Origin of the sequence: Pantoea sp. PNT03 (assembly GCF_014852515.1) — a bacterium.
Taxonomy (GTDB): Bacteria; Pseudomonadota; Gammaproteobacteria; order Enterobacterales; family Enterobacteriaceae; genus Pantoea; species Pantoea leporis.
Genome location: NZ_JACVBT010000004.1, coordinates 109,685 through 133,101 on the forward strand (window position 1 = coordinate 109,685; position 23,417 = coordinate 133,101).

Genomic DNA, 23,417 nt, shown 5'->3' on the forward strand with positions numbered 1-23,417 from the left:
ATCGCCTATTATCCCGCGCCGAAGCTGACCAGACAGTCGCCGCTTTGTCGTCGTCCTCTTTCGGGGGGAGACGGGCAAAGGGGAGGAAAGTCCGGGCTCCATAGGGCAGGGTGCCAGGTAACGCCTGGGGGGCGCAAGCCTACGACCAGTGCAACAGAGAGCAAACCGCCGATGGCCCAGTAATGGGATCAGGTAAGGGTGAAAGGGTGCGGTAAGAGCGCACCGCGCGGCTGGCAACAGTTCGTGGCACGGTAAACTCCACCCGGAGCAAGGCCAAATAGGGGTTCACAAGGTACGGCCCGTACTGAACCCGGGTAGGCTGCTTGAGCCAGTGAGCGATTGCTGGCCTAGATGAATGACTGTCCACGACAGAACCCGGCTTATCGGTCAGTTTCGACTTTTTTAAACACAAAACCCGCTTCGGCGGGTTTTGTGTTTTCTGGGGCTGGGTGCGCGCTGGCCCTCATCCTAACCTTCTCCCGCAGGCGGGAGAAGGGACCGATCGAGCGATCTTTCAAACCGCAGCGGCTTATTCCCTCTCCTGTGGGAGAGGGCTAGGGTGAGGGCATCAGTCCAATAACATTAATTAAACGCCTCCACGTAAAGAAATGAAAATCCCTGAAAACATTACTGCCGCTATGCCAGAATAAGCGCGTGTTTAACTACTGAGGACAAATTTAATCCACACTGACGAGAAGCAACAACGTGGATAAGTTGTAATTTTATGGACAAAATGTTTGCGTCAAATAAGGCTCCACTCTCCTCCTCTCTCTCTGAATCAAACTGCTCAAACTGCTCAATCTGCGATCAGCACTGGCGCTTCGCGCTTTAGTTCCGTTCTCTCCTATTCTGACTTTTTAATTTAACTTTGCTAACACGCCTATTTTCGCGTGGGTGGCGTTTATTTCTCGTTCAGGAGAGAAATCATGCTGTATTGGATTTTATTAGCGCTGGCGATCGCCGCGGAAATTATTGGCACCGTCTCAATGAAATGGGCCAGCGTAAACGGTGGCAACGCCGGTTATATTTTTATGCTGGTGATGATCGCACTTTCTTATATCTGTTTATCCTTCGCCATCAAACGTATTGCCCTTGGCGTGGCGTATGCCATGTGGGAAGGCATTGGCATTCTGTTTATTACGCTGTTTAGCGTGCTGTTGTTCGATGAAGCCTTATCCGCCATCAAAGTAGCCGGCCTGCTGACGCTGATCCTCGGCATCGTCCTGATCAAATCCGGCACGCTGAGCCGCAAGGAGCTGCGCCATGGCAACGTTTAACTGGCTGCATATCGCATGGCTGGCGCTGGCCATTGGCCTGGAGATCGTCGCCAATATCTTCCTGAAATACTCCAACGGTTTCCGCCGTCCACTGTTTGGCGTGTTATCGCTGGTGGCGGTGCTGGCGGCGTTCAGTGCGCTGGCGCAGGCGGTTAAAGGCATTGATTTGACGGTCGCCTACGCGTTATGGGGCGGGCTGGGATTGGTCGCCACCGTGGCGGCAGGCTGGATTCTGTTTGGCCAGCGTCTGAGTCGGGTTGGCTGGCTGGGCGTGGGATTGTTGTTGGTCGGTATGGTGCTGATTAAGTTTGCCTAAAGTCCCCTCTCCACGTTGGGAGAGGGTAAGAGCATCAACCCCGGCCGTGTGGCTCATCCCAGTCAAAGGCTGGACCCAGCGAGATCACGCCGCTTGGGTTGATGGTTTTGTGGCTGCAGTAGTAGTGATGGCGAATGTGCGGCAAATTAACCGTGTCAGCGATGCCTGGCATCTGATAGATGTCGCGCAGGAAGCCGCTCAGATTACGGTAATCACTGATGCGGTGACGATCGCACTTAAAGTGGGTTACGTAGACCGGATCGAAGCGCACCAGCGTGGTCCACAAGCGCAAATCGGCTTCGGTAAGTTGGTTGCCAGTGAGATAGCGGTGTTGGCCAAGAATCTGTTCGAGACGCGCTAACGAATGGAACAGCGCCGTTACCGATTCATCGTACGCCGCCTGCGAAGTGGCAAAACCGCTTTTATACACGCCATTGTTGACCGTGTCGTAAACCCAGCTGTTCACTTTATCAATTTTGTCGCGCAGCTCCGCCGGATAATAGTCACCCGCGCGGGCACCTTGCGCATCAAAAGCGCTGTTGAGCATGCGCATGATATCGGCGGATTCATTACTAACGATGGTTTGCTGGGTTTTATCCCACAGCACTGGCACGGTCACACGGCCGGAATAGTGCGCATCGGCGTGCAGATAGATCTGATAAAGAAACTCTTTTTGATACAACGCATCGCCGGTGGCGTCAGGGAAGCTGGCGTCAAAGGTCCAGCCGTTCTCCAGCATCAGCGGATGCACCACCGAAACCGAAATCATCTCCTCCAATCCCTTGAGTTTAAGCATTAATAGCGTGCGATGCGCCCACGGGCAGGCAAGCGAGACGTAAAGATGATAGCGATCACGCTCAGCGGCGAAGCCCGCTTTGCCGGTTGGACCGGCGCTGCCATCGGCGGTAACCCAGTTACGCCAGACGGCTTCTGTGCGCTTGAAGCGGCCACCAGTTGACTTCGTATCGTACCAGGTATCATGCCAGACACCGTCAATCAGCTGTCCCATAAGCCCTCCATAATAAAAAGGGGCGAGGAAAATCCCCGCCCCTGCAATTCAGTATATGTGTTCTCTAACGCTTGTGCTGCTTAGCGTGCGGTCGCTGGCTGAACGCGCTGACGAATCAGTCGGTCAATGCTGTAAGCGCCTGGACCTACCAGACCCAACACCAGGAAGCCACCGGCGATGGAGAGGTTTTTCATGAACATCAGCTGGTTAACACCTTCCGCGAAGTTGCTGTGGAACAGGAACGCGGTCAGCAGAGTAAAGCCAGCGGTGAACAGGGCGGTAAAGCGCGTCAGGAAACCGAACAGAATCGCCAGGCCGCCACCGAACTCCAGCAGAATAACCAGCGGCAGCAGGAAGCCTGGGACGCCCATTGCCTGCATGTATTGTGCGGTACCGGCGTAACCGGTGATTTTGCCCCAGCCTGCGGTGATAAACAGAATGGTCATTAATACGCGTGCTACCAGCAGGCCTGAGTCTTCGAATTTTTTCATCATCTACTCCAACAAGGTTTTTGTTGCAGGTTGTTGGCCTGCGGGTTTTGAATCCCCTTGAACCGGTTGTTTCAGTTCACTGGGCTGATGGAGGGAGATGATAATCGCAGGTTGAAAGAGTTGTAAGCGAGATAAACTGTCAATGTTGTTCAGTAAATTTGAGGAGAGTAAAACCGAATCAATTCGATCCGGTTTTAGAGAGAGAAGCTAGCGGGTATTTAAAGTCGATTTGATCATGCGCCAGGTACTCCAGACGCCGAAACCGCGCTTGGCCCAGCGCAGCAGACGATTGGGGCTGCGAATCGACCAAATGGCCAATGCACTGCTGCCAATCGCCAGATAACGACGCATGCCAATGATGGTTAACCAGCCGCGATCGTACTGCGCGGTGCTGGTCAGCCAGTCGCGGCTGTCGGCGCTGAGGTCAAGCCGCTGCTGCTGCACCTGATTGAGCAGTTCGTGAATGCGTGCTTCACGTTCGCGGCGGCTCATGAGCGATGCTCCTCCAGCAGTTTGCGATCGGTATCCAGCTCTTTACGCGTATGGCGCAACAACGTTGACTGACGTGATTTGTATAACGTCCACAAACCGAAGATGAGCGCCAGAGCAAATAGCACCGCCGTAGTGATGGCAATCGCCATCAGGCGATATTGTGCGTCCACCGCCCAGATGATCAACACCATCAGGCTCATGAGACCGAAAGCGGTAAACAGCATAGTAAGGCCCACCATCATCAGCATCTGAATCAGGTTGGCCTTTTCCTCTTCCAGTTCCACAATTGCCAGTCTGACGCGCGTCTCGACCATGCTAACCAGCGTGGTAACTACCCGTTGACCGATGTTAAAGACCCCTTTGCCGGGGCCGTGGCTTTGCTGACTATCACTCATCATTAACGCCGTGAGATTAAAATGCCGATGAGAATACCTACCGCTGCACCGATACCCACGCCGTGCCACGGATTGTCGCGCACGTATTCGTCCGCTTTTTCCGCTGCTTCACGCGTGGTTTGTGCAATACGTTCGCCGGAATCGCCGAGACGTTCACGGGAGCTTTCAATAGCGCCGCGCGCTTTATGACGCAGTTTATCCAGCTCACCTTTGGATTTATCTGCTGAGCTGCTCAGCACTTCTTCCAGGGTATCAGCCAGATTTTTCAATTCAGCGCGCAGATGTTCAGATGTTGCTTCTTTAGCCATGGAAATCTCCTTTTACAGCATTGAGTTAAGTCCGATTAATAGGGTTCAGCTTCAAGCTTTTTCAGTTCGTGCTGCGCATCGAGCAGCTTACGTTCGCGCTTCTCAATTTTGTCCTTGTCGCCATCCTGACGCTCTTCTTTCAGCTCACGCTCACGTTCGGCGATTTTGTGCTTCTGCTCAGCGATGCGTTCGCTATGTGCAGATTTCAGCTTCTCATCGGTGCAGCCTGCGCGGACTTCGGTCAACGCGCGCTCCAGCCCGGTAACGCGGCGCTGGTTGTCGTGCTGTTTCGCCATATCGATCTCGCGTTGAATATCCTGCTCTTTTTGTTGGCAGAGCGATTCAGCCGCCAGCAGCGAACCCGAGAGTGAAAAAAGAATAGCACCTAGCAGTAATTGATGTTTCATCAGGTTGTGACCTTCCATTGTTGATGACCTGCCCGAGAGCAGACAGGAGAAGCTTCCCAGCATGTCTTAGGCTTACGCTATCTCTAAGGATAGACAGCAGACGAAAAAATTCAAAGAAGACGCGGGGATAGCGAGGATTAGCTCACCGCCTGGCTTAACGTCAGGCGGTGAAATTTAGCTAAAAATTGGGCGACTGGCGTCAGGATATTGCTGCGAAGCCTGCGGGCCAGCGGCGACGACAAAGCCTTGTGGCAACAGGCGCTTCAACACTTTTTGCGCCGCCAGGCTCTGTTCTTCATTCTCAAAATGAATTACCAGCGCATCGCCGGAGGGCGTAATACTTTTGATACGCACGCCCTGCGCAGAAAGTTGCTGATAAAGATAAAAACCATCGGGCAGATTGGTGCCGCTGTTGGCGACGCGGATCTGCACCACGGTTTCATGCTGCATCAAGGTCGGAACGAAACAGATCGCCAGCAGCGCCAACGCGCCACCCAGCGCCCAAGGCAGGAAACGCCTTGGGAATCCACGGAATGTGATCATGACTGTGAATTCCCGCTACGCGCTGACTGACGTTTACGCCAAATCACTACTAAAGAACCGACCAGGCCAATCACCAGCAGCACCAGCGGCAGCAGCATCAGGCACAACATCAGCTCATCTTCGTAACGACGGAAAATCGGTGTTTTACCCAGCGCGAAGCCCAGCACGGTAAGGATCAGCACCCACAGGAAGCCACTTACCCAGTTGAAGAACTGGAAGCGCGCATTACTCAGGCCAGAAAGCCCGGCGATGGTAGGGAGCAAGGTGCGAACGAAGGCAATAAAGCGACCCACCAGCAGTGCAGACAAGCCATGCCGATGGAACAGCCGATGGGCGCGTTGATGATATTGCGCGGGCAAGTGTGAAAGCCATTTTTGTACGGTAGGCGTATTACCGAGCCAGCGGCCCTGAATGTAGCTCACCCAGCAGCCGAGGCTGGCGCCTGTGGTCAGAATCAGCAGCGTCAACGGGAAACCCATGGTGCCTTTGGCAATCAAAACGCCGACCAAAATCAGTAAACTATCGCCCGGCAGAAAGGCGGCGGGCAGCAGTCCATTTTCCAGAAACAGAATCATGAACAACACGCCATAAATGGCCCAAACCAACGTCGGGTCGGAGAGCATTTCGTAATCCTGCTGCCATAAGGCATGCAGCAATGCTTGCAAAATATCCATCAATCATTCCTGAACATCATTGTTAAACGTGCCCGTGAGGGGCTTAGGCGCAGACTGGCGTTGGTTATACATTTTAGATAAGCAGCCTGAGCAGGAGTTTCCGGATCCTTCCAGAATTGATTGTTAAATCAGCGACTTTTTAAAGCCCTGTCGCAAAGGGTAATAAAAGGGCGATAACTGTAACAAAAATAACGTTATCCAGACAGGGGAAAGTGCCTGCCGCACAGGAGTTTTACCTTTAGACGCAGGTGGTCAAAAGGAGCTTTACATGAGCTGACACTATTGCAGACTAACTGACTTTTTCAGCAACAAAACGCCTGAAAAATAAGCAGGATCAGCGTGGGTTTTCGCTACCTTCAGGCAGGATGACCGGATTTTCAGCAAACATGTAACGATCAACGTTAAATTCGAAATCATCGGTGGTGGCGTTAAACAGCATCTGCTTAGTATTTTCCAGATGTTGCCACATTGCCAGCTTACTGGCGGCGGGATCTTTGCGGATCAGGGCTTTGAGAATCTGGTCGTGATCGTCACACCAGCTGGTGATATTTTTGGCATCAATATGTTCGTGCAGCTTTAACCAGTAAGGATTGTGCAGACGGTGCAGCCACATCTTCTCGACAATCGCTGCTAAGGCGCTGTTCTGCGTCGATTGCGCAATGCGCACGTGAAACTCCATATCCCACGCCGAATCGCGCGAATGATCTTCCTGACGCGCTTTCTCCTGAATTGCCATCAATGCCACGATATCCTGGCGTGTCACCTGCGTGGCGGCAAACTCAGCCACGTTGCTTTCAATCAACTGGCGCGCCTGCAATAACTCGAAGGGGCCGAAATTAGCGAACTCCAGCTGGCTGGACGTTACCACGCGGTTCTGCTGCTGGCTGCTGATGACGTGAATGCCGGAACCTTTCCGCACCTCCACGTAACCTTCCACTTCCAGCATGATGATCGCTTCACGCACCACGGTACGGCTCACCTGCATCTCTTCCGCAATCAGACGCTCGGCAGGCAGTTTGTCGCCGACCCGGTAGTCGGCAGCTTCAATGCGGCGTTTGAGTTCGCTGGCGAGCTGTTGATAAAGGCGTCGTGATTCGGTCAGGTCCATTGCGCGGTCCGCTGTGGGAGAAAGTTGAGTTGTTATACCACTTCAGCCGAACAGAGGAAATGGGCTGGCCGATGCCAGCCCGAGAAGGTTAGGTGCGTACTGCAGCGGACTGCACCGCAGGCTGATCGTCGAGTTCAGAAACCGGCTGGTTTTTCAGCACTGTCCAGATAACCACCGCGCCTAGCAGATCAAACACCGCCAGCGCCGCGAACAGCGGGCTGAAGCCCAGCGTATCGGCCAGCGCACCGACCACCAACGCAAACAGGGTGCTCGCTGTCCAGGCCGCCATGCCGGTTAAGCCATTGGCGGTAGCCACTTCGTTACGGCCAAATACATCCGAAGAGAGGGTGATCAGCGCGCCTGAAAGCGCCTGATGGGCAAAACCCCCGACGCACAACAACCCAATCGCCACATACGGGCTGGTAAACAACCCGATGGTGCCTGGCGCAATCATTAACACCGCGCCCATGGTCACCACCAGTTTGCGTGAGACGATGAGATTGACGCCAAACCAGCGCTGAAACAGCGGCGGCAAATAGCCACCGACGATGCAGCCGAGATCGGCGAACAACATCGGCATCCAGGCAAACATGGCGATCTCTTTCAAATTGAAGCCGTACACCTTAAACATAAACAACGGGATCCACGCGTTAAACGTTCCCCACGCGGGTTCGGCGAGGAAACGCGGCAGCGCAATGCCCCAGAACTGGCGATTGCGCAGGATCTGGCGTGCCGACATCTTCTTATTATTACCGGTTTGATGCTGCAACTCCTGGCCGGCAATGATGTAGTGACGCTCCTCATCGCTCAGCTTGGTTTGTTGTTTAGGATGCTTATAAAACACTAGCCAGCAGAGGGCCCACACCATGCTCAGCACGCCAGTAATAATGAACGCCATTTGCCAGCTGTGCGCCATGATCGCCCACACCACCAGCGGCGGAGCCAGCATTGCGCCAATTGACGAGCCCACGTTGAAATAGCCCACCGCCACCGAACGCTCTTTGGCAGGGAACCATTCGCTACTGGCTTTCAGGCCTGCGGGAATCATTGCTGCTTCGGCGGCACCCACCGCGCCGCGTGCTAGTGCAAAGCCGCCCCAACTGCCCGCCATCGCGGTTGCCGCACAGAAGATTGCCCACAGCACGGCAAACACCGCATAACCAATTTTGGTGCCGAGCATGTCCAGCACATAACCGGCTACCGGCTGCATGATGGTGTAGCACGCCGAATAGGCGGCGACGATATAAGAATATTGTTGCGTGGTGATACCCAACTGCGTTTCCAGCGTGGGCGCAGCGACGGCAATGGTATTGCGCGTCAGGTAACCGAGCACGGTGCCCAGCGTCACCAGCCCAATCATGTACCAGCGTAGCCCTTTGATCTTACGCATTATTAACCTCGTCCAGTCTGTCGTTGCGGTTTACCGCTGTAGTTATCTGGAGCGGGAAGACGTGAACAGTGCTGTTCACTCCCGCAGTTCCTTGCCTGTGCCATTAATCCCGTTAGCAACGGAGCGAGAGGTTAACTTGTTATACCGCTTTAAAAGTTGAATGCCATCACATAAACCTTGCGGCCAGTGTGTGTTAGGGCTAAAGATCGTTAAAACAGCCATTTAACGCATTATCCGCAACATAATCGTCCATATACCCACAGTGAAACTGTCATTATTGTGAGTCGGATCGCAAATAATTTTGCCGCCCGTTTAAATTGGTATGATAACTTTTAGTTAAAAGCCATCTGGCTACAAAATGAGGAAGCAGGTATGTCGCGTTTTATGAGTGAGGATTTTCTACTCGACACCGAGTTCGCCCGTCGTCTGTACCACGACTACGCTAAAGACCAGCCGATTTTCGACTATCACTGTCACTTACCGCCGCAGCAGATTGCCGATAATTACCGCTTCACCAACCTCTATGACATCTGGCTGAAAGGCGATCACTACAAATGGCGTGCGATGCGCGGTAACGGCGTGCCGGAAGCGTTATGCACCGGCGATGCCAGCGATCGTGAGAAATTTAACGCCTGGGCGCGTACCGTGCCGCATACCATCGGCAATCCGCTCTATCACTGGACGCACCTCGAATTGCGCCGCCCTTTTGGCATTACCGATGTGCTGCTGAATGAGCAGAGCGCAGATCGCATCTGGCAGCAGTGCAATGAACTGCTGGCGCAGGACGCCTTCAGCGCGCGCGGCATCATGCAGCAGATGAAGGTGAAAATGGTCGGCACCACCGACGATCCGCTCGACGACTTACAGCATCACCGCAAGCTGGCGCAGGACAGCAGCTTTGACGTCAAAGTGCTGCCGAGCTGGCGTCCAGACAAAGCCTTTAACATTGAGCTGGAGAGTTTCCTACCGTGGATTCAGCGCTTAGCGCAGGTCGCGGATGTTAACGTGCAGCGCTTTGACGATCTGCGCCGCGCCTTAAGCCAGCGACTCGATCACTTCGCCGCGCATGGCTGCAAAATTTCCGATCACGCGCTGGATGTGGTGGTGTTTGCGGAAGCGGATGACGCCACGCTGGATGGCATTCTGGCGCGCCGACTGCAAGGTGCAGCGCCTTCCGCTGAAGAGACGGCCCAGTTTAAAACCGCCGTGCTGGTGTGGCTCGGCAGCGAATATGCGCGTCGCGGCTGGGCGCAGCAGTATCACATTGGCGCGCTGCGCAACGCCAATCGCCGCCAGTTCGATATCCTCGGGCCGGATGTGGGCTTCGATTCGATTAACGATGCGCCGTTGGCGATTCCTCTGGCGCGTCTGCTGGATGCGCAGAACCGCAATAACGCGCTGCCCAAAACCATTCTTTACTGCCTCAACCCGCGCGACAACGAAGTGCTGGCGACCATGGCAGGCAATTTCCAGGGTGAAGGCGAACCCGGCAAGATGCAGTTTGGTTCGGCGTGGTGGTTTAACGATCAGCTGGATGGCATGCAGCGGCAGATGACGCAGCTGGCGCAAATCGGCCTGCTGAGCCGCTTTGTCGGCATGCTAACCGACAGCCGCAGCTTCCTCTCTTACACACGTCATGAATATTTCCGTCGTCTGCTGTGCCAGATGATCGGCAATTGGGTGGCGCGGGGCGAAGCGCCTGAAGACGAGGCGTTGTTAGGGCAGATGGTACAGAACATCAGTTTCAACAATGCGCGCGATTACTTCGGCATTGAGCTGGGAGCCTGATAATGCAGCGACTCAACCGTCACGATTTTCCTGGCGCACACTACAGCGAGCGCGTTATCCAGTTTGGTGAAGGCAACTTCCTCCGCGCCTTTATCGACTGGCAGCTCGACTGGCTTAATCAGCATCACAATACCGATGCGGGCGTGGTGGTGGTGCGGCCGCGCAACCGCGTGGTGGAAGAGACGCTGAATCAGCAAGATGGCTTATACACCACGCTGATTCGCGGACTCAATGCGGCGGGCGAACAGGTGAGTGAAGCCCGCCTGATCCGCAGCGTGAATCGTGAAATCCAGCCGTATCAGCAGTTTGATGCGTTTCTCGTGCTGGCACGCGCACCGCAGATGCGCTTTGTCTTCTCCAATACCACAGAAGCCGGCATTGCCTTTGCGGAGCAGGATCGGCTGGACGACACGCCCGCCTCATCCTTCCCCGGCAAGCTGACGCAGCTGCTGTGGGCGCGCTTCAACCATTTTGCCGGTGCCAGCGATAAAGGTTGGCTGGTGGTGCCCTGTGAATTGATCGATTACAACGGCGACACGCTGCGTGAGCTGGTGCTGCGCTACAGTCAGCATTGGCAGCTGCCGCCGGCGTTTGCCCGCTGGGTGCAGGATCACTGCGCGTTCTACAACACGCTGGTGGATCGCATTGTCACCGGTTATCCCGCGGATAGCGCGGCGATCGAAGCGTCATTAGGCTACGAAGATCGCTATCTGGTGGCGGGCGAAGTCTATTACCAGTTTGTGATTCAGGGACCAAATGCACTGGCGCAGGAGCTGCAGCTGCACGCGCTGGCACCAGAAGTGAAGCTGGTTGACGACATCACACCGTACAAAGCGCAAAAGGTGGCGATCCTTAACGGCGCGCACACCGCGCTGGTGCCGGTGGCATTTCAGGCCGGGCTGGAGAGCGTGGGAGAGGCGATGGATGATGCGCAGATGGCTGGCTTTGTCGATGCGCTGCTGCGCGATGAGGTCATCCCCACGCTGGATCTGCCGCGCGACGAGCTGCACGCCTTTGCCGACGCGGTGCAGCGTCGCTTCCGCAATCCCTTTATCCGCCATGCGTTGCTCTCCATCGCCCTTAACGGCATGACCAAATTCCGCACCCGTTTGCTGCCGCAATTGTTGTTGTCGCAGCAGCAAAACGGGCAATGGCCTGTGCGGCTGACCTTCGCCTTTGCCGCGCTGCTGGCCTTTTATCGTGGTGCAGAGGGCAAACGTCACTGGCCGCTGCAGGACGACGAACAGTGGCTGCAGCGTTTCGCTGAACTGTGGTCAGCAGTAAATAACGATAAACAGACTCCAGAACAGTTGGTGCGTGCGGTACTCAGCGACGCCAATCACTGGGGCGAAGATCTCACTCAGCAGCCCGGATTAGTGGCTGCGGTCAGCCAACACCTGCAAAACATCATCGTCCACGGGATGCGGACGGCGTTGACACAACTGAGATAACGCTATGCAAGATGCCATTAGAATCCATTCACGCGACAACGTTGCTGTGGCGTTGCGCGATTTGCCAGCCAATACCCAGGTCGAAATCAATCAACAGGCGATCATCTTGCAGCAGGAGGTTGGGCGCGGCCATAAGTTTGCGCTGCAGCCTTTAGCCACTGACGCGCTGGTGATCAAATACGGTTTGCCGATCGCGCACGCCACTCAACCGATCGCTGCCGGCGAAATCATTCACTCCAGCAATGCGCGCACCAACCTAAGCGACGTAGATGAGTATGACTATCAACCCGATTTTCTCGATCTGCCGCCGCAAGCTGGCGATCGCGACGTGCAGATCTATCGTCGCGCCAGCGGAGAAGTGGGCATCCGTAATGAGTTATGGATCCTGCCCACCGTGGGCTGCGTCAACGGCATCGCGCGGCAAATCCTGACGCGCTTTATGAAAGAGACCAATGACGCCGAAGGCATTGACGGCGTGCATCTGTTCAGCCATCCGTTTGGCTGTTCGCAGCTCGGGCAGGATCACGAGAACACCCGCACCATGTTGCAGAACATGGTGCGTCATCCCAATGCCGGCGCGGTGCTGGTGATTGGGCTTGGCTGCGAGAACAATCAGGTTGATGTGTTTCGTGAAACGCTTGGTGGCTTCGATAGCGATCGCGTGCAGTTCATGGAGTGCCAGAAGCAGGATGATGAAGTGGAAGCGGGGCTGGAACGTCTGCACGAACTCTATGGTGCCATGCGCGCGGATCAACGCCAGCCGGGCAAACTCAGCGAGCTGAAGTTTGGCCTGGAGTGCGGCGGTTCGGATGGTTTTTCCGGCATCACCGCCAATCCTATGCTGGGCTGTTTCTCTGACCAGATGATTGCCAACGGCGGCACCACGGTGCTGACCGAAGTGCCGGAGATGTTTGGCGCAGAGCGCATTTTGATGAGTCGCTGCCGCGATGAAGCCACCTTTGAAAAAACCGTGGCGATGATAAATGACTTCAAGCGCTACTTTATCGATCACCAGCAGCCGATTTATGAGAATCCATCACCCGGCAACAAAGCGGGCGGCATCACCACGCTGGAGGAGAAGTCGCTCGGCTGTACGCAGAAGGCCGGACAAAGTCAGGTGGTGGATGTGCTGAAGTACGGTGAGCGCCTGCATACACCGGGACTGAATCTGTTAAGTGCGCCGGGCAACGATGCGGTTGCAACCAGCGCGCTGGCGGGCGCTGGCTGTCATATGGTGCTGTTCACCACCGGACGCGGCACGCCGTACGGCGGTTTTGTGCCGACGGTGAAAATCGCCACCAATACGCAGCTCGCCGAGAAGAAGCCGCACTGGATCGATTTTAATGCCGGGCGTTTGCTTGAAGGAATGAGTATGGCGGAGATGCTGGCGGACTTCGTCGATATGATTGTGGCGATTGCCAATGGCCAACCCGCGCGCAACGAAACTAACGATTTTCGCGAGTTAGCCATCTTTAAAAGCGGTGTGACCTTGTAAAACCAGGTCGCCATGGATGGCGACCCATATTCAAAAACCTTACTTTACTCCGACTCTGACACCGTACGACGCGGTTGGCGCTCGGCTTCGGCCTGGCATACGGCCGCGGTAAACAGAATATCCGTCGAGGAGTTCAGCGCGGTCTCGGCGGAATCCTGCAGCACGCCAATAATAAAGCCCACCGCTACTACCTGCATCGCCAAATCATTTGGAATACCAAACATGTTGCAGGCTACCGGGATCAGCAGCAGCGAACCGCCGGCCACACCGGATGCGCCACAAGCACACAGTGACGCCACCAGACTCAACAGAATGGCGGTTGGAACATCCACCGCAATACCCAGCGTATGTACTGCCGCCAGCGTCAACACCGTGATGGTGATGGATGCGCCAGCCATGCTGATGGTGGCACCCAGCGGGATCGACACGGAATACGTGTCTTCATCCAGATTGAGACGTTTCGCCAGCGCCATATTGACCGGAATGTTAGCCGCTGAACTGCGGGTGAAGAACGCGGTGACGCCACTTTCACGCATGCAGGTAAACACCAGCGGATACGGGTTGCGGCGAATCTTCTGGAACACCAGCATTGGGTTGATTACCAGCGCCATAATCAGCATGCAGCCGAGCAGCAGCGCCAGCAGATTGGCGTATTCCCACAGCGCGTCAAAGCCGGTTGAGGCGAGAATAGAGGCCACCAGACCAAAAATTCCCAGCGGCGCACAGCGGATCACACAGCGCACGACCCAGGTCGCGGCATTGGACGCGTCATTAAGAAACGCTTTGCTGCTTGGGCTGGCATGACGAAACGCCAGCCCCAATCCCAGCGCCCACACCAAAATACCGATGTAGTTGGCGTTCATCAGTGCTTCAATCGGGTTCGACACCATGCTCATCAGCAAACCGTGCAGCACTTCGGTAATACCCGACGGCGGCGTAATTTGCGTGGCGCCGACGTTCATCGACAGCGTCTGAGGGAACAGATGGCTGAAGATCACCGCCACAACCGCAGCAAAGAACGTGCTGAGCAGATACAGCATGATAATCGGGCGGATATTGGTTTTCTGTCCCTGCTGATGGTTAGCAATCGAAGAGATCACCAGCACCAAAACCAGAAGCGGCGCGACGGCTTTTAGCGCACGCACGAACAGCTCACCCAGCAAGCCAACGGCCAGTGCGGCATCGCGTGAGAACCACGCCAGCGCCACGCCCGCCACCAGGCCGATCATGATTTGTTTTACCAGGCTTCCTGCGAACAGTGCGCCCAGACGTCCAATAAAGTTGTTTTGCATATCACAGTCTTTTTATATTCGCGGTCATGAGTATTGTGCGCGGTTCCACCACGCACAACGGTTTGCCCGGCGGAGTATAAGGAAAAGAGCTTATGAGGAAAGAGATAATTCTGTGCATGCGCAGCAGATCGGTTTTTTGATCTGCTGATGATGGGAAGTGTGACAGATATATAAAAGGTGAAGGTTGCCACTGGCGAAACAAAGCAGGGGCGATTAGCGCCCCTGCAGAAGATTATGGTGAGATCTTCTTCTGGTCGTTTCTGTGGTTTACCCAGGCGTTGATCAGCAGCGTACCGCCAAGAATTACACCCACCACCGTCAGCGAGATGCCGACGGGAATGTGATAGAACTCGACAATCAGCATTTTGATACCGATAAACACCAGCACAATTGCCAGGCCATATTTCAGCATCGAGAAACGCTCCGCGACGTTAGCCAGCAGGAAGTACATGGCGCGCAGGCCAAGAATCGCGAACAGGTTGGAAGTCAGCACAATGAACGGATCGGTGGTCACCGCGAAGATCGCGGGAATGCTGTCCACGGCGAAAATCACATCGCTCAGTTCAACCATGATCAGCACCAGCAGCAGCGGCGTAGCAAACAGCACACCGTTTTTGCGGGTGAAGAACTTTTCGCCGTCCAGACTATCGGTCATGCGCAGATGTTTGCGCAGCCAGCGCACCACCGGTTTGTCGCCCACCGTGCTGTCATCTTCCTCTTTCGCCAACGCCATTTTCAGGCCGGTGAACAGCAGGAAGGCGCCGAACACGTAAAGGATCCAGCTGAACTGAGTAACCAAATAGCTGCCAGCAAAGATCATGATGGTACGCAGCACAATTGCGCCCAATACGCCATAAATCAGCACGCGGCGCTGCAGGTTGGCTGGTACAGCGAAGTAACTAAACAGCATCAGCCAGACAAAGACGTTATCCACCGCCAGCGCTTTCTCTAAAACGTAGCCAGTGAGGAAGGCGAGGGTTTGCGCGGTGGCAACTTCGCGCCCGGCGGTGCCGTCGAGATACCACCAGAAGGCGGCGCTGAACAGCAGTGAAACTGACACCCAAATCAGCGACCAGACCGCTGCTTGTTTGAATGACATGGTTTGTGCGCCGCGTCGGCCCTGTAATAGCAGGTCGATCGCCAGCATGATGAGCACTACGACAGCGAAGCTGCCCCAAAGTAACGGTGTGCCAACTGAGTGCATAGTCGTATCCTTTTCCAGAAATAAAAAAGCGGCTGAAGTCAGAAGACGTCAGCCGCTTTGATCGTGCTGCAAGCAAACCTCGCCTTCCGGCAAGGTCTCACTTACAACTCAGAATAGATTCCGGGTTGCCTGACGACCGGATGCGTAACGCATATTGCGTGGCGCATCGTAATGACGATCAATCAGCGTAGAAGTTACTCCCCTTTGCAGCGCTAAACATACGGAGTTCGATAATCGCTTTCAAGAGGGCTCTGGAAATGTTTTGCAATATTTACACTTCAGCCTGATCCGCCGGGAATACCACGCCGGTCTGGCGACGGATTTCCGTGAGCAGTTGCGCCGTAATACGTGAGTTTTCTAACCCCGCATGCTCAACTTCACCGGCTTCCACCAATTTGGCGAAGGTTTCGGCTTCATACAGCATGGTATTGATGTGCTGCGGCTGCGTCAGGTTTTGGCTCTCGCCACCGCGCGGGATAAAGCGCAGTTGCTGGCACTCGGAGATCTTTTCAATCACCAGCGATCCCGCTTCGCCCTGAATTTCACTCGGGATCAGTGAATCGCTGACCTTTGAGTGCAGCAGCGTGACATCAAAATCGCCGTAGCCCAGCACCACCACGCCATGCGCATCAACGCCACTTTCCAGCAGGGAAGCTTGCGCCTTGACCTGCTGTGGCGCCCCCCACAAGGTGACAGCGGCGGCGAGGCAGTAAAAGCCGATATCCATCATCGAGCCATTCGACCAGCGAGGATTAAAGGTATTCGGGTTCTCACCATCCAGATAGCGCTGATAACGCGAGGAATACTGGCAGTAGTTGATCAAGGCTTTACGCAGTTTGCCCAATTGCGGCAGCGTTTTTTGCAGTTGCAGGAAGGTGGGCAGGCTGGCGGTTTTAAAGGCTTCGAACAGCACCACCTGATGCTGGCGCGCGCAGGCAATCATCGCCTCGGCTTCACGCAGGTTAGACGCCATCGGCTTCTCGCAAATCACATGCTTGCCATGCGACATAAACAGTATCGCCTGCTCACTGTGCAGCGCATTCGGACTGGCGATATACACCGCATCGATCTCACTGCTGGCGGCAAGCTCATCCAGAGAGGTGAAGGTCAGCTTACAGGGATAATCCACCACAAACGCGTCGGCCTGCTGCTGACTACGCGAATAGACGCCGCTCAGCTTCATCTTGCCGGTTTCATGCGCGGCGTCGATAAACTGGCGGGTAATCCAGTTGGTTCCCACGATGGCGAAACGAATCACGTGCTGCTCTCCTGCTAAAGTAAAACGGCAGAGTAACATGTTCATCTGAGCGCCAGGCAGGCGAAATTTGATCCTGAGATCCGCATTCCAATATGATGATGCCGCACAACTTTTTAACCGACTTAGCGGGGACGCGCGGGTGAGTGGAAGTAAACATGCTCTGAACTGGACCACATTACTGATCGCCATCCCCGTTGGATGTGTGGCCTCGCTGGTGACGCTGGCCTTTCGCGGCGTAATTGAATTGATCAACCATCTGCTGTTCAACAGTGACAGTGAAATCACCGTGGCGATGCATGTCTGGCCGTGGATCTTCTGGCCGCTGCTGGTGGGCGCGGGCGGCGTATTGGCCGGTTTTTTCCTGCGCTATGCGGTGGCGATTGAGAAACAGGAAACGGTGCAGACCGATTATCTGGAGGTGATCAACGCGCGGCTCGATGCGGTACCAACCAAAACCTCGCTGTTCCGTGCGCTGTCATCGATGGCCAGCATCGGCAGCGGCGCGTCGATAGGTAAAGAGGGGCCGATGGTGCAGCTATCGGCGCTGAGCGGCAGTTTAATCGGGCGCTGGCTGCCGAAATCGCTGAATCTGCGTAACAGCGATATCGTGGCGATGGCCGCTGCTGCCGGGCTTTCATCGGTGTATCACGCCCCGTTGGCGTCGGCGATATTTGTCGCGGAGATCGCTTTTGGCATCTCGGCGCTACAACGCTTGATTCCGCTAATTGTCTCGTCGGCGGTGGCGGTGATGACCATGTGGTCGCTGGGTTTTCGCAGCGCGCTATATCCGTTATCCGAAGCGCTATTCCAGATGGATATCAGCAGTTTGCTGATGACGTTGCTGATTGGTTTTGTCGCCGGTATCGCCGGCTGGCTGCTGATCAAACTGATTGCGCGCAGCAAGGCGCTGTTTGGCCGCGTGCGTTCGCTGCCGCTGCGGCTCGGCGCCGGTGGATTAGCAGTGGGCTTTTTGGCGCTGATCTCCACCGATATTCTCGGTAACGGTTACGAAGTGATCGTGAAAATCATTGATGGCCAATATCTACTGATGGGATTACTGGGATTGCTGGTGCTAAAAACGCTGGCGACCACGCTGTCGGTGGGTTCCAACGCGGTGGGCGGGCTGTTTACCCCTTCCTTATTGATCGGCGCACTGCTCGGCGTGGCGCTGGCGCAGATGGGTGTGATGCTGCATTTACCGGTCGGCAATACTTTGCTGTATGCGGCCATCGGCATGGCGGCGGTGCTGGCGGCGGTCAGCCAGGCACCGTTAATGGCGATGCTGATGGTGCTTGAGATGACGCTGAATAGCAGCCTGCTATTCCCGATTATGATCGCGTCAGTGCTGGCCTCGATGGTGGTGTATCGCCTGCAATCGTCCAGCACTTATCCGGTGGTGAGCAGCCATTTCAGTCGTTCCGAAGCCAAGTATGATTTCGATAACATGCGTGTCGATCAGTTGATCATTCCCGGCGCGGCGTTGCAGCCAGAAGAGTCAGTAGGGCAGGCGCTGGCGGTGAGCTCGCTCAAGCGGGAACGTTATGTCTATGTGATTAATAGTGAAGGGCAATTTCTCGGCGTGGTGTCGATACACGATATCTCACGCAAGGTGTTGTCGCAGGAGATCACGCTGCATTCGCCAGTCAGTAGCGTGATGGACAATAACTTTCCCTGCATTTATCAGAATCAAAGCATGCGCGAAGGCTGGGAAGCCTTTGCCCGCGTCACGCTTGAACGCCTGCCGGTGCTAAATAATCCGCAGGAGCGCCGTTTTATGGGCGCACTGACCAAAACCAGCCTGATCCAAAAAGCGCAGGAGTTTCTTTAAGCCGCGTTGCCGCGCATCGCCTGATCGGTCATCCACAAGCGTGCGTCAAATTCGAGCTGATGATAATCCGGTTCCATGTGGCAGCAGAGTTGGTAAAACGCTTTGTCGTGCTCTTTCTCTTTCAGGTGCGCCAGCTCGTGCACCACGATCATGCGCAAAAACGCTTCCGGTGCGAGGCGGAAGAAAGTGGAGATGCGAATCTCCGCTTTGGCTTTTAGATTGCCGCCTTGCACGCGCGAAATCGCCGTGTGCAGTCCCAACGCGTGCTTCATCACCTTGATCTTATTGTCCCAAATCACTTTGCTCACTGGAGGCGCGCTGCGCATATAGCGGTTTTTCAGCGCCTGTGTGTAATCATAGAGCGCGCGGTCGCTGACGATATTGTGCGTATCGGGATAGCGTTGCTGGAGAAAGGCACCTAAGCGCTCATGTTCGATCAGCGTCTGAACCTGCTCGAGGATGTTTTCAGGGTAGCCCTGCAGATAGATTAATGACATTGGGATTCCCGGCGAAAGACAGTATACTGCGCCCCCTTTTTAGGGCGAAAATCGCGCAAAGTGTACCACGCCGGAGATTCCATGAGCCAACTTGAACTGACCAATCGCACGCTGACGCTGCACCGCTTCCCGCCAATGCGTGAGGAAAGCCCGCTACAGGCGTGGGATTCCGCCGATGAATACCTGTTGCAGCAAGCGCTGCCTGAGGGACCGGTTTTGGTGTTCAACGACAGCTTTGGCGCGCTGACTTGCGGGTTGGGTGCACGTCCGGTGTGGCACGTCAGCGATTCACTGCTGAGCGAACAGGCGGCAAAACAGAACCTGCGACTCAATGAGATGGATGAAGATCAGGTGCATTTTCTCGATAGCCTGGCGCCATTGCCGGCCGCACCGGCGGTGGTGATGATCAAAATCCCCAAAGCGCTGGCGCTGCTCGAGCATCAACTGCGTGCACTGCGCGAAGTGGTCACGCCGGACACGCTGATTCTGGCGGCGGCGAAGGCCAAAGATATTCACAACTCCACGCTGCAACTGTTCGAGCGCATCCTCGGCGAGAGCAAAACCTCGCTGGCGTGGAAAAAAGCGCGTCTGATTTACAGCCGCTTCACTGCGCCGCAATTAGCGGATCAGCCCGCCACCACCGTTTGGCCGCTGGATGATTCTGAGTACCAGATCCACAATCACGCCAACGTGTTTTCCCGCGCGTCGCTGGATGTGGGCGCACGCTTCTTTATGCAGCATCTGCCTTTTGACATTGAAGGTGAGATTCTCGACCTGGGTTGTGGCAACGGCGTGATTGGCTTGCTGGCACTGGAACAGAACCCAAACGCGGACGTGCTGTTTTATGATGAATCCTACATGGCGGTGGCATCAAGCAAACTGAACGTGGAAGTGAACCGTCCGCAGGATATGGCGCGCTGTCAGTTTCGCGTTAACAACGTGCTGAGTGGCTTCCCGTCCGATCGCCTGCACGCGGTGCTGTGCAATCCGCCATTCCATCAGCAGCACGCGGTAACCGATCATCTGGCATGGCAAATGCTGCGTGATGCGAAACGCTGCCTGCAGTATGGCGGCGAGTTGCGCATCGTCGGCAACCGCCACCTCGGTTATCACGTCAAAATGAAAAAGCTGTTTGGCAACTGCGAGCTGGTGGCGTCCAACGCCAAGTTCGTGGTACTGCGTTCGGTCAAACTGCGCTAATTACACACTCAGCGCCAGTTCGGTCGCCTGAGCGATGGCGCGGCGAGCATCCAGCTCCTGCGCCACATCCGCACCCCCAATCACACGTACGGATTTGCCACGCGCGCTGAGCTGATCCGCCAGCAGGCGCAGCGGTTCCTGTCCGGCACAAATCACCACGTTATCCACCGCCAGCGTCATCGCTTCGCCCTGATGACGCAGATGCAGTCCTGCATCATCAATCTGCAAATATTCGACATCGCCCCACATCTGCACGCCGTGCGCCTGCAAGCTGGCGCGGTGGATCCAGCCGGTGGTTTTCGCTAAGCCTGCGCCCGGCTTGCCGGATTTACGTTGCAGCAGCCAGATTTGCCGATCGGCGGGCTGTAGCTGTGGCGCCATCAAACCACCTCGCGCCTGCAGGCTGCGATCGATGCCCCAGCTTTGGTAAAAATCGTCATGGCTGGTTTGATGCAGCAGAAACTCGGCGGTATCAAAACCAATGCCGCCCGCGCCGATAATCGCCACGCGTTTTCCCACCGGTTTTTTATCGCGTATCACATCGAGATAGCTCAGCACGCTGGGATGATCGATGCCAGGAATCGTCAGCTGGCGCGGCAAGATACCGGTTGCGATGATCACTTCGTCAGCGGCTGCCAGTTCGTCAGCGCTGACGCGATGTTCCGTTTTAATCGTTACGCCTGCGGCAGAAAGTTGGTGACGGAAATAGCGCAGCGTTTCACTGAATTCGGCTTTGCCGGGAATCTGCCGGGCGATATTAAATTGTCCGCCAATTTGCGCATCGGCTTCGTAAAGCGTGACCTGATGGCCGCGCTGCGCCGCCTGCAGCGCGAACGCCATACCCGCGGGTCCCGCGCCCACCACCGCCAGCTGTTTCGGTTGCTTGGTGGCGATCACCGGCATCAGCGTTTCGTGGCAGGCGCGCGGATTCATCAGACAAGAGGTGATTTTGCCAACAAAGATTTGATCGAGGCAGGCCTGATTACAGGCAATGCAGGTGTTGATGGCATCGGGCTGGCCGGTTTCTGCTTTACGGACAAAAGCCGCATCGGCGAGGAAAGGGCGCGCCATCGAGACCATATCAGCGATGCCATCACGCAAAAGCTGTTCAGCTACATCGGGATGGTTGATGCGATTGGTGGCGATGACCGGCACCGATACGCGCTCGCGCAGGTGCTGCGTGACCCAGGCAAAACCAGCACGCGGCACGCAGGTGGCGATGGTGGGAATGCGCGCTTCATGCCAGCCAATGCCGCTGTTAAACAGCGTAACGCCGCACTGCTCCAGCGCTTGCGCCAGTGAAAGCGTCTCTTCCAGCGAGCTGCCGTTATTGACCAAATCGAGCATCGACAGGCGGAAGATAATGATGAAGTCGCTGCCGACGGCATCACGCACCGCTTGCGTCACCGCTAATGCAAAGCGCTGGCGTCGCGTCACATCGCCGCCCCAGTCATCCTCGCGCTGATTGGTGTGCGCCACCAGAAACTGGTTAATCAGATAACCTTCCGAGCCCATGATCTCCACGCCGTCATAGCCGGCCTGTTGCGCCAGTTTGGCGCAGTGCGCGAAGTCCTGAATGGTTTGCTGAATATCCGCATCGCTGAGCGCTTGGGGCGTAAAAGGATTGATCGGCGCCTGTAATGCCGATGGGGCAACCAGGTCACGCTGATAGCTGTAGCGCCCGGCATGCAGTATTTGCAGCGCGATTTTGCCGCCTTCTGCATGCACCGCATCGGTGATGATACGGTGCCAGTTGCACTGACTTTCCTGGTTGAGGATCGCTCCGCCTTGTGCCACCACGCCTTGCGGATTGGGCGCGATACCGCCAGTGACAATCAGCGCCACGCCTTCACGCGCGCGCTCAGCGTAAAAAGCGGCCAGGCGCTCTGCGCCCTCGGCGTGTTCTTCCAGTCCGGTATGCATCGAACCCATCAGAAAACGATTTTTAAGCTGGGTGAAACCCAAATCCAGCGGGGCGAACAGGTGGGCATAATGTTCAGACATAATCACATACTCAGAGAGTGGTCGGATGAGTGAACTCTAGCGGGATTTTGCAGGGAAGGAAGTGTGTGGCGTTCAGCCTGTGAGAAGTATCAAAAAAAAGCAGGGCGGTAAGTCGCAGACGAAAGTATCGGACTTCTTTCGGCAGGCACGGGAAGAAACCTACTCGCCCTGTAATAGCATGAAGAAGGGGCTAATAAATTAGCTCTGTGGTTATTAATTCCTTTATAACTCAATCTTTTTAAAAACTGTCCGGGGTTAGGACAAGGCATATCATGCCACGCCATAACGTTATTAATCAGCAAGACTAGTCTTGATTTTTCTTTCAACAAGCCCCATTGCGACGTGCAAGTTCGATGATATCAACCAGGTTTTTTGACTCAAGTTTTTGGAATATCTTTGTTTTATAAGTGCTGATTGTTTTATTATTTAATCCCAATTCGCAAGCGATGGTTTTATTGGACTTCCCCTGTGCGAGCTGTCGCAAAATTAAATTTTCACGGTCAGTCAGGCGAGAAAGCATATCTTGCTCATTTGCATAACGCTGACGTTTGTCCAGAATGTCGCCCGGTAGATAATTCACATTATTAGAAACGCAGCCAATGGCGGCGATCAGTGTTTGAATGGGATCGTAAGTTGACACGAACCCGTTCGCGCCCTGGCTAAGTGACTGTATTGAAAGATGGTTGTTGCTATCCCGACTAATCAATATGACTTTCATCCACGTCTTTGATTTGACGATATCGCGTAGAAATGCGATGCCATTTTTTTCTTTAAAGTCAGGGTCTAATATTAGTATGTCGATGTGTTGATGAATGATATCATCAATACCATCGTTAATTGTGTGCGCAGTAGTGACACAATTAAAGCCATTCATTAATAATAAAGCCTGCACGCCGGCGGCAACCAAACGATGCTCATCAACGATGAGAATTTTTGCATTAAACATATCTCTCCCTTTAACGGCACCGTAATGATGACGTTGACGGCCAT

The 23,417-nt window shown here is 55.0% G+C and carries 23 protein-coding genes and 1 other RNA gene; 8 read left to right on the forward strand and 16 right to left on the reverse strand.

Annotation, left to right across the window (positions count from 1 at the left end; all coding sequences use genetic code 11):
- Window positions 1-20: 20 nt before the first annotated feature.
- From rnpB to mdtI, 3 genes are all read left to right on the forward strand, one after another.
- Window positions 21-399, forward strand: an RNA gene (gene rnpB / locus IB226_RS15055) — RNase P RNA component class A.
- Between the two features lie 527 nt (window positions 400-926).
- Complete coding sequence (gene mdtJ, locus IB226_RS15060; RefSeq protein ID WP_101762902.1) at window positions 927-1,277, forward strand: multidrug/spermidine efflux SMR transporter subunit MdtJ; 351 nt, start codon at window positions 927-929, stop codon at window positions 1,275-1,277.
- A complete protein-coding gene (mdtI, locus tag IB226_RS15065) occupies window positions 1,264-1,593 on the forward strand; it encodes a multidrug/spermidine efflux SMR transporter subunit MdtI (RefSeq protein ID WP_101762903.1) in 330 nt (109 codons plus the stop codon). Before mdtJ ends, mdtI begins: the two co-directional genes overlap by 14 nt.
- Before the next feature lie 34 nt (window positions 1,594-1,627).
- Here mdtI and IB226_RS15070 read toward each other — a convergent pair whose 3' ends face one another.
- The 10 genes from IB226_RS15070 to IB226_RS15115 all read right to left on the reverse strand — a co-directional run bounded on the left by IB226_RS15070 (window position 1,628) and on the right by IB226_RS15115 (window position 8,410).
- Complete coding sequence (locus IB226_RS15070) at window positions 1,628-2,602, reverse strand: glutathione S-transferase family protein (protein WP_192236168.1); 975 nt, start codon at window positions 2,600-2,602, stop codon at window positions 1,628-1,630.
- A gap of 80 nt (window positions 2,603-2,682) precedes the next feature.
- A complete protein-coding gene (locus tag IB226_RS15075) occupies window positions 2,683-3,093 on the reverse strand; it encodes a DoxX family protein (RefSeq protein ID WP_008103518.1) in 411 nt (136 codons plus the stop codon).
- A gap of 207 nt (window positions 3,094-3,300) precedes the next feature.
- Complete coding sequence (locus IB226_RS15080; protein ID WP_008103516.1) at window positions 3,301-3,585, reverse strand: YqjK-like family protein; 285 nt, start codon at window positions 3,583-3,585, stop codon at window positions 3,301-3,303.
- Window positions 3,582-3,980 carry a phage holin family protein gene (locus IB226_RS15085; RefSeq protein WP_192236531.1) on the reverse strand — a complete coding sequence of 133 codons (399 nt, stop codon included), beginning with the start codon at window positions 3,978-3,980 and terminating at the stop codon, window positions 3,582-3,584. The genes IB226_RS15080 and IB226_RS15085 overlap by 4 nt, the downstream gene beginning before the upstream one ends.
- 2 nt (window positions 3,981-3,982) lie before the next feature.
- Entirely contained in the window at window positions 3,983-4,288 is a 306-nt protein-coding gene (locus IB226_RS15090; RefSeq protein ID WP_192236170.1) for a YqjD family protein, read from the reverse strand.
- A 35-nt stretch (window positions 4,289-4,323) separates the two neighbouring features.
- A complete protein-coding gene (locus IB226_RS15095; protein ID WP_146001298.1) occupies window positions 4,324-4,695 on the reverse strand; it encodes a DUF1090 domain-containing protein in 372 nt (123 codons plus the stop codon).
- Window positions 4,696-4,869: 174 nt separating this feature from the next.
- The gene (mzrA, locus tag IB226_RS15100; protein ID WP_101762907.1) at window positions 4,870-5,238 is read right to left on the reverse strand and encodes an EnvZ/OmpR regulon moderator MzrA; all 369 of its coding nucleotides are present in this window, start codon (window positions 5,236-5,238) and stop codon (window positions 4,870-4,872) included.
- Window positions 5,235-5,912 carry a DedA family protein gene (locus IB226_RS15105; protein WP_110867399.1) on the reverse strand — a complete coding sequence of 226 codons (678 nt, stop codon included), beginning with the start codon at window positions 5,910-5,912 and terminating at the stop codon, window positions 5,235-5,237. The genes mzrA and IB226_RS15105 overlap by 4 nt, the downstream gene beginning before the upstream one ends.
- 334 nt (window positions 5,913-6,246) lie before the next feature.
- Complete coding sequence (gene exuR / locus IB226_RS15110; protein WP_008103503.1) at window positions 6,247-7,020, reverse strand: transcriptional regulator ExuR; 774 nt, start codon at window positions 7,018-7,020, stop codon at window positions 6,247-6,249.
- 88 nt (window positions 7,021-7,108) lie between these two features.
- Complete coding sequence (locus IB226_RS15115) at window positions 7,109-8,410, reverse strand: MFS transporter (protein WP_101762910.1); 1,302 nt, start codon at window positions 8,408-8,410, stop codon at window positions 7,109-7,111.
- 372 nt (window positions 8,411-8,782) lie between these two features.
- Between IB226_RS15115 and uxaC the strand changes: the two genes are divergently transcribed.
- Genes uxaC through IB226_RS15130 form a run of 3 tightly spaced genes read left to right on the forward strand, consistent with a single transcriptional unit; the run spans window position 8,783 to window position 13,144 of the window.
- A complete protein-coding gene (uxaC, locus tag IB226_RS15120; RefSeq protein ID WP_192236172.1) occupies window positions 8,783-10,198 on the forward strand; it encodes a glucuronate isomerase in 1,416 nt (471 codons plus the stop codon).
- 2 nt (window positions 10,199-10,200) lie between these two features.
- The gene (locus IB226_RS15125; RefSeq protein ID WP_192236174.1) at window positions 10,201-11,649 is read left to right on the forward strand and encodes a tagaturonate reductase; all 1,449 of its coding nucleotides are present in this window, start codon (window positions 10,201-10,203) and stop codon (window positions 11,647-11,649) included.
- A 4-nt stretch (window positions 11,650-11,653) separates the two neighbouring features.
- Window positions 11,654-13,144: a UxaA family hydrolase gene (locus IB226_RS15130; protein ID WP_110867394.1), complete on the forward strand. Its 1,491-nt coding sequence runs from the start codon at window positions 11,654-11,656 to the stop codon at window positions 13,142-13,144.
- Between the two features lie 44 nt (window positions 13,145-13,188).
- On the opposite strand, the gene sstT is transcribed toward IB226_RS15130, so the two are convergent.
- The 3 genes from sstT to IB226_RS15145 all read right to left on the reverse strand — a co-directional run bounded on the left by sstT (window position 13,189) and on the right by IB226_RS15145 (window position 16,898).
- Window positions 13,189-14,436, reverse strand: a complete 1,248-nt coding sequence (gene sstT / locus IB226_RS15135; protein ID WP_101762914.1) for a serine/threonine transporter SstT — start codon at window positions 14,434-14,436, stop codon at window positions 13,189-13,191.
- Between the two features lie 232 nt (window positions 14,437-14,668).
- Window positions 14,669-15,640, reverse strand: coding sequence for a TerC family protein (locus IB226_RS15140; RefSeq protein WP_008103489.1), 972 nt, complete (start codon window positions 15,638-15,640; stop codon window positions 14,669-14,671).
- A gap of 271 nt (window positions 15,641-15,911) precedes the next feature.
- A complete protein-coding gene (locus IB226_RS15145) occupies window positions 15,912-16,898 on the reverse strand; it encodes a Gfo/Idh/MocA family protein (RefSeq protein WP_192236532.1) in 987 nt (328 codons plus the stop codon).
- Between the two features lie 139 nt (window positions 16,899-17,037).
- Between IB226_RS15145 and IB226_RS15150 the strand changes: the two genes are divergently transcribed.
- Window positions 17,038-18,726, forward strand: a complete 1,689-nt coding sequence (locus IB226_RS15150; RefSeq protein WP_137386575.1) for a chloride channel protein — start codon at window positions 17,038-17,040, stop codon at window positions 18,724-18,726.
- Here the strand turns inward: IB226_RS15150 and IB226_RS15155 are convergent.
- Complete coding sequence (locus tag IB226_RS15155; RefSeq protein WP_101762916.1) at window positions 18,723-19,223, reverse strand: M48 family metallopeptidase; 501 nt, start codon at window positions 19,221-19,223, stop codon at window positions 18,723-18,725. The genes IB226_RS15150 and IB226_RS15155 overlap by 4 nt on opposite strands.
- Before the next feature lie 81 nt (window positions 19,224-19,304).
- Here IB226_RS15155 and rlmG point away from each other — a divergent pair, with 81 nt between their 5' ends.
- Complete coding sequence (gene rlmG / locus IB226_RS15160; RefSeq protein ID WP_110867387.1) at window positions 19,305-20,423, forward strand: 23S rRNA (guanine(1835)-N(2))-methyltransferase RlmG; 1,119 nt, start codon at window positions 19,305-19,307, stop codon at window positions 20,421-20,423.
- Here the strand turns inward: rlmG and IB226_RS15165 are convergent, their stop codons facing one another.
- Window positions 20,424-22,427 (reverse strand): NADPH-dependent 2,4-dienoyl-CoA reductase, encoded by a 2,004-nt coding sequence (locus tag IB226_RS15165; RefSeq protein ID WP_192236176.1) that lies wholly within the window; start codon window positions 22,425-22,427, stop codon window positions 20,424-20,426.
- 322 nt (window positions 22,428-22,749) lie between these two features.
- The gene (locus tag IB226_RS15170; protein ID WP_101762919.1) at window positions 22,750-23,373 is read right to left on the reverse strand and encodes a response regulator transcription factor; all 624 of its coding nucleotides are present in this window, start codon (window positions 23,371-23,373) and stop codon (window positions 22,750-22,752) included.
- Between the last annotated feature and the right edge of the window lie 44 nt (window positions 23,374-23,417).

Excerpts from the sequence above, each read along its gene's own strand:
- rlmG (WP_110867387.1), top strand. The coding sequence starts at position 19,305 with ATGAGCCAACTTGAACTGACCAATCGCACGCTGACGCTGCACCGCTTC.
- mzrA (WP_101762907.1), bottom strand. The coding sequence starts at position 5,238 with ATGATCACATTCCGTGGATTCCCAAGGCGTTTCCTGCCTTGGGCGCTG.
- IB226_RS15140 (WP_008103489.1), bottom strand. The coding sequence starts at position 15,640 with ATGCACTCAGTTGGCACACCGTTACTTTGGGGCAGCTTCGCTGTCGTA.
- IB226_RS15165 (WP_192236176.1), bottom strand. The coding sequence starts at position 22,427 with ATGTCTGAACATTATGCCCACCTGTTCGCCCCGCTGGATTTGGGTTTC.
- mdtI (WP_101762903.1), top strand. The coding sequence starts at position 1,264 with ATGGCAACGTTTAACTGGCTGCATATCGCATGGCTGGCGCTGGCCATT.
- IB226_RS15090 (WP_192236170.1), bottom strand. The coding sequence starts at position 4,288 with ATGGCTAAAGAAGCAACATCTGAACATCTGCGCGCTGAATTGAAAAAT.
- IB226_RS15170 (WP_101762919.1), bottom strand. The coding sequence starts at position 23,373 with ATGTTTAATGCAAAAATTCTCATCGTTGATGAGCATCGTTTGGTTGCC.
- mdtJ (WP_101762902.1), top strand. The coding sequence starts at position 927 with ATGCTGTATTGGATTTTATTAGCGCTGGCGATCGCCGCGGAAATTATT.
- IB226_RS15075 (WP_008103518.1), bottom strand. The coding sequence starts at position 3,093 with ATGAAAAAATTCGAAGACTCAGGCCTGCTGGTAGCACGCGTATTAATG.
- uxaC (WP_192236172.1), top strand. The coding sequence starts at position 8,783 with ATGTCGCGTTTTATGAGTGAGGATTTTCTACTCGACACCGAGTTCGCC.
- IB226_RS15095 (WP_146001298.1), bottom strand. The coding sequence starts at position 4,695 with ATGAAACATCAATTACTGCTAGGTGCTATTCTTTTTTCACTCTCGGGT.
- IB226_RS15080 (WP_008103516.1), bottom strand. The coding sequence starts at position 3,585 with ATGAGCCGCCGCGAACGTGAAGCACGCATTCACGAACTGCTCAATCAG.
- IB226_RS15125 (WP_192236174.1), top strand. The coding sequence starts at position 10,201 with ATGCAGCGACTCAACCGTCACGATTTTCCTGGCGCACACTACAGCGAG.
- IB226_RS15115 (WP_101762910.1), bottom strand. The coding sequence starts at position 8,410 with ATGCGTAAGATCAAAGGGCTACGCTGGTACATGATTGGGCTGGTGACG.
- IB226_RS15155 (WP_101762916.1), bottom strand. The coding sequence starts at position 19,223 with ATGTCATTAATCTATCTGCAGGGCTACCCTGAAAACATCCTCGAGCAG.
- IB226_RS15105 (WP_110867399.1), bottom strand. The coding sequence starts at position 5,912 with ATGGATATTTTGCAAGCATTGCTGCATGCCTTATGGCAGCAGGATTAC.
- IB226_RS15070 (WP_192236168.1), bottom strand. The coding sequence starts at position 2,602 with ATGGGACAGCTGATTGACGGTGTCTGGCATGATACCTGGTACGATACG.
- exuR (WP_008103503.1), bottom strand. The coding sequence starts at position 7,020 with ATGGACCTGACCGAATCACGACGCCTTTATCAACAGCTCGCCAGCGAA.
- IB226_RS15130 (WP_110867394.1), top strand. The coding sequence starts at position 11,654 with ATGCAAGATGCCATTAGAATCCATTCACGCGACAACGTTGCTGTGGCG.
- IB226_RS15085 (WP_192236531.1), bottom strand. The coding sequence starts at position 3,980 with ATGAGTGATAGTCAGCAAAGCCACGGCCCCGGCAAAGGGGTCTTTAAC.
- sstT (WP_101762914.1), bottom strand. The coding sequence starts at position 14,436 with ATGCAAAACAACTTTATTGGACGTCTGGGCGCACTGTTCGCAGGAAGC.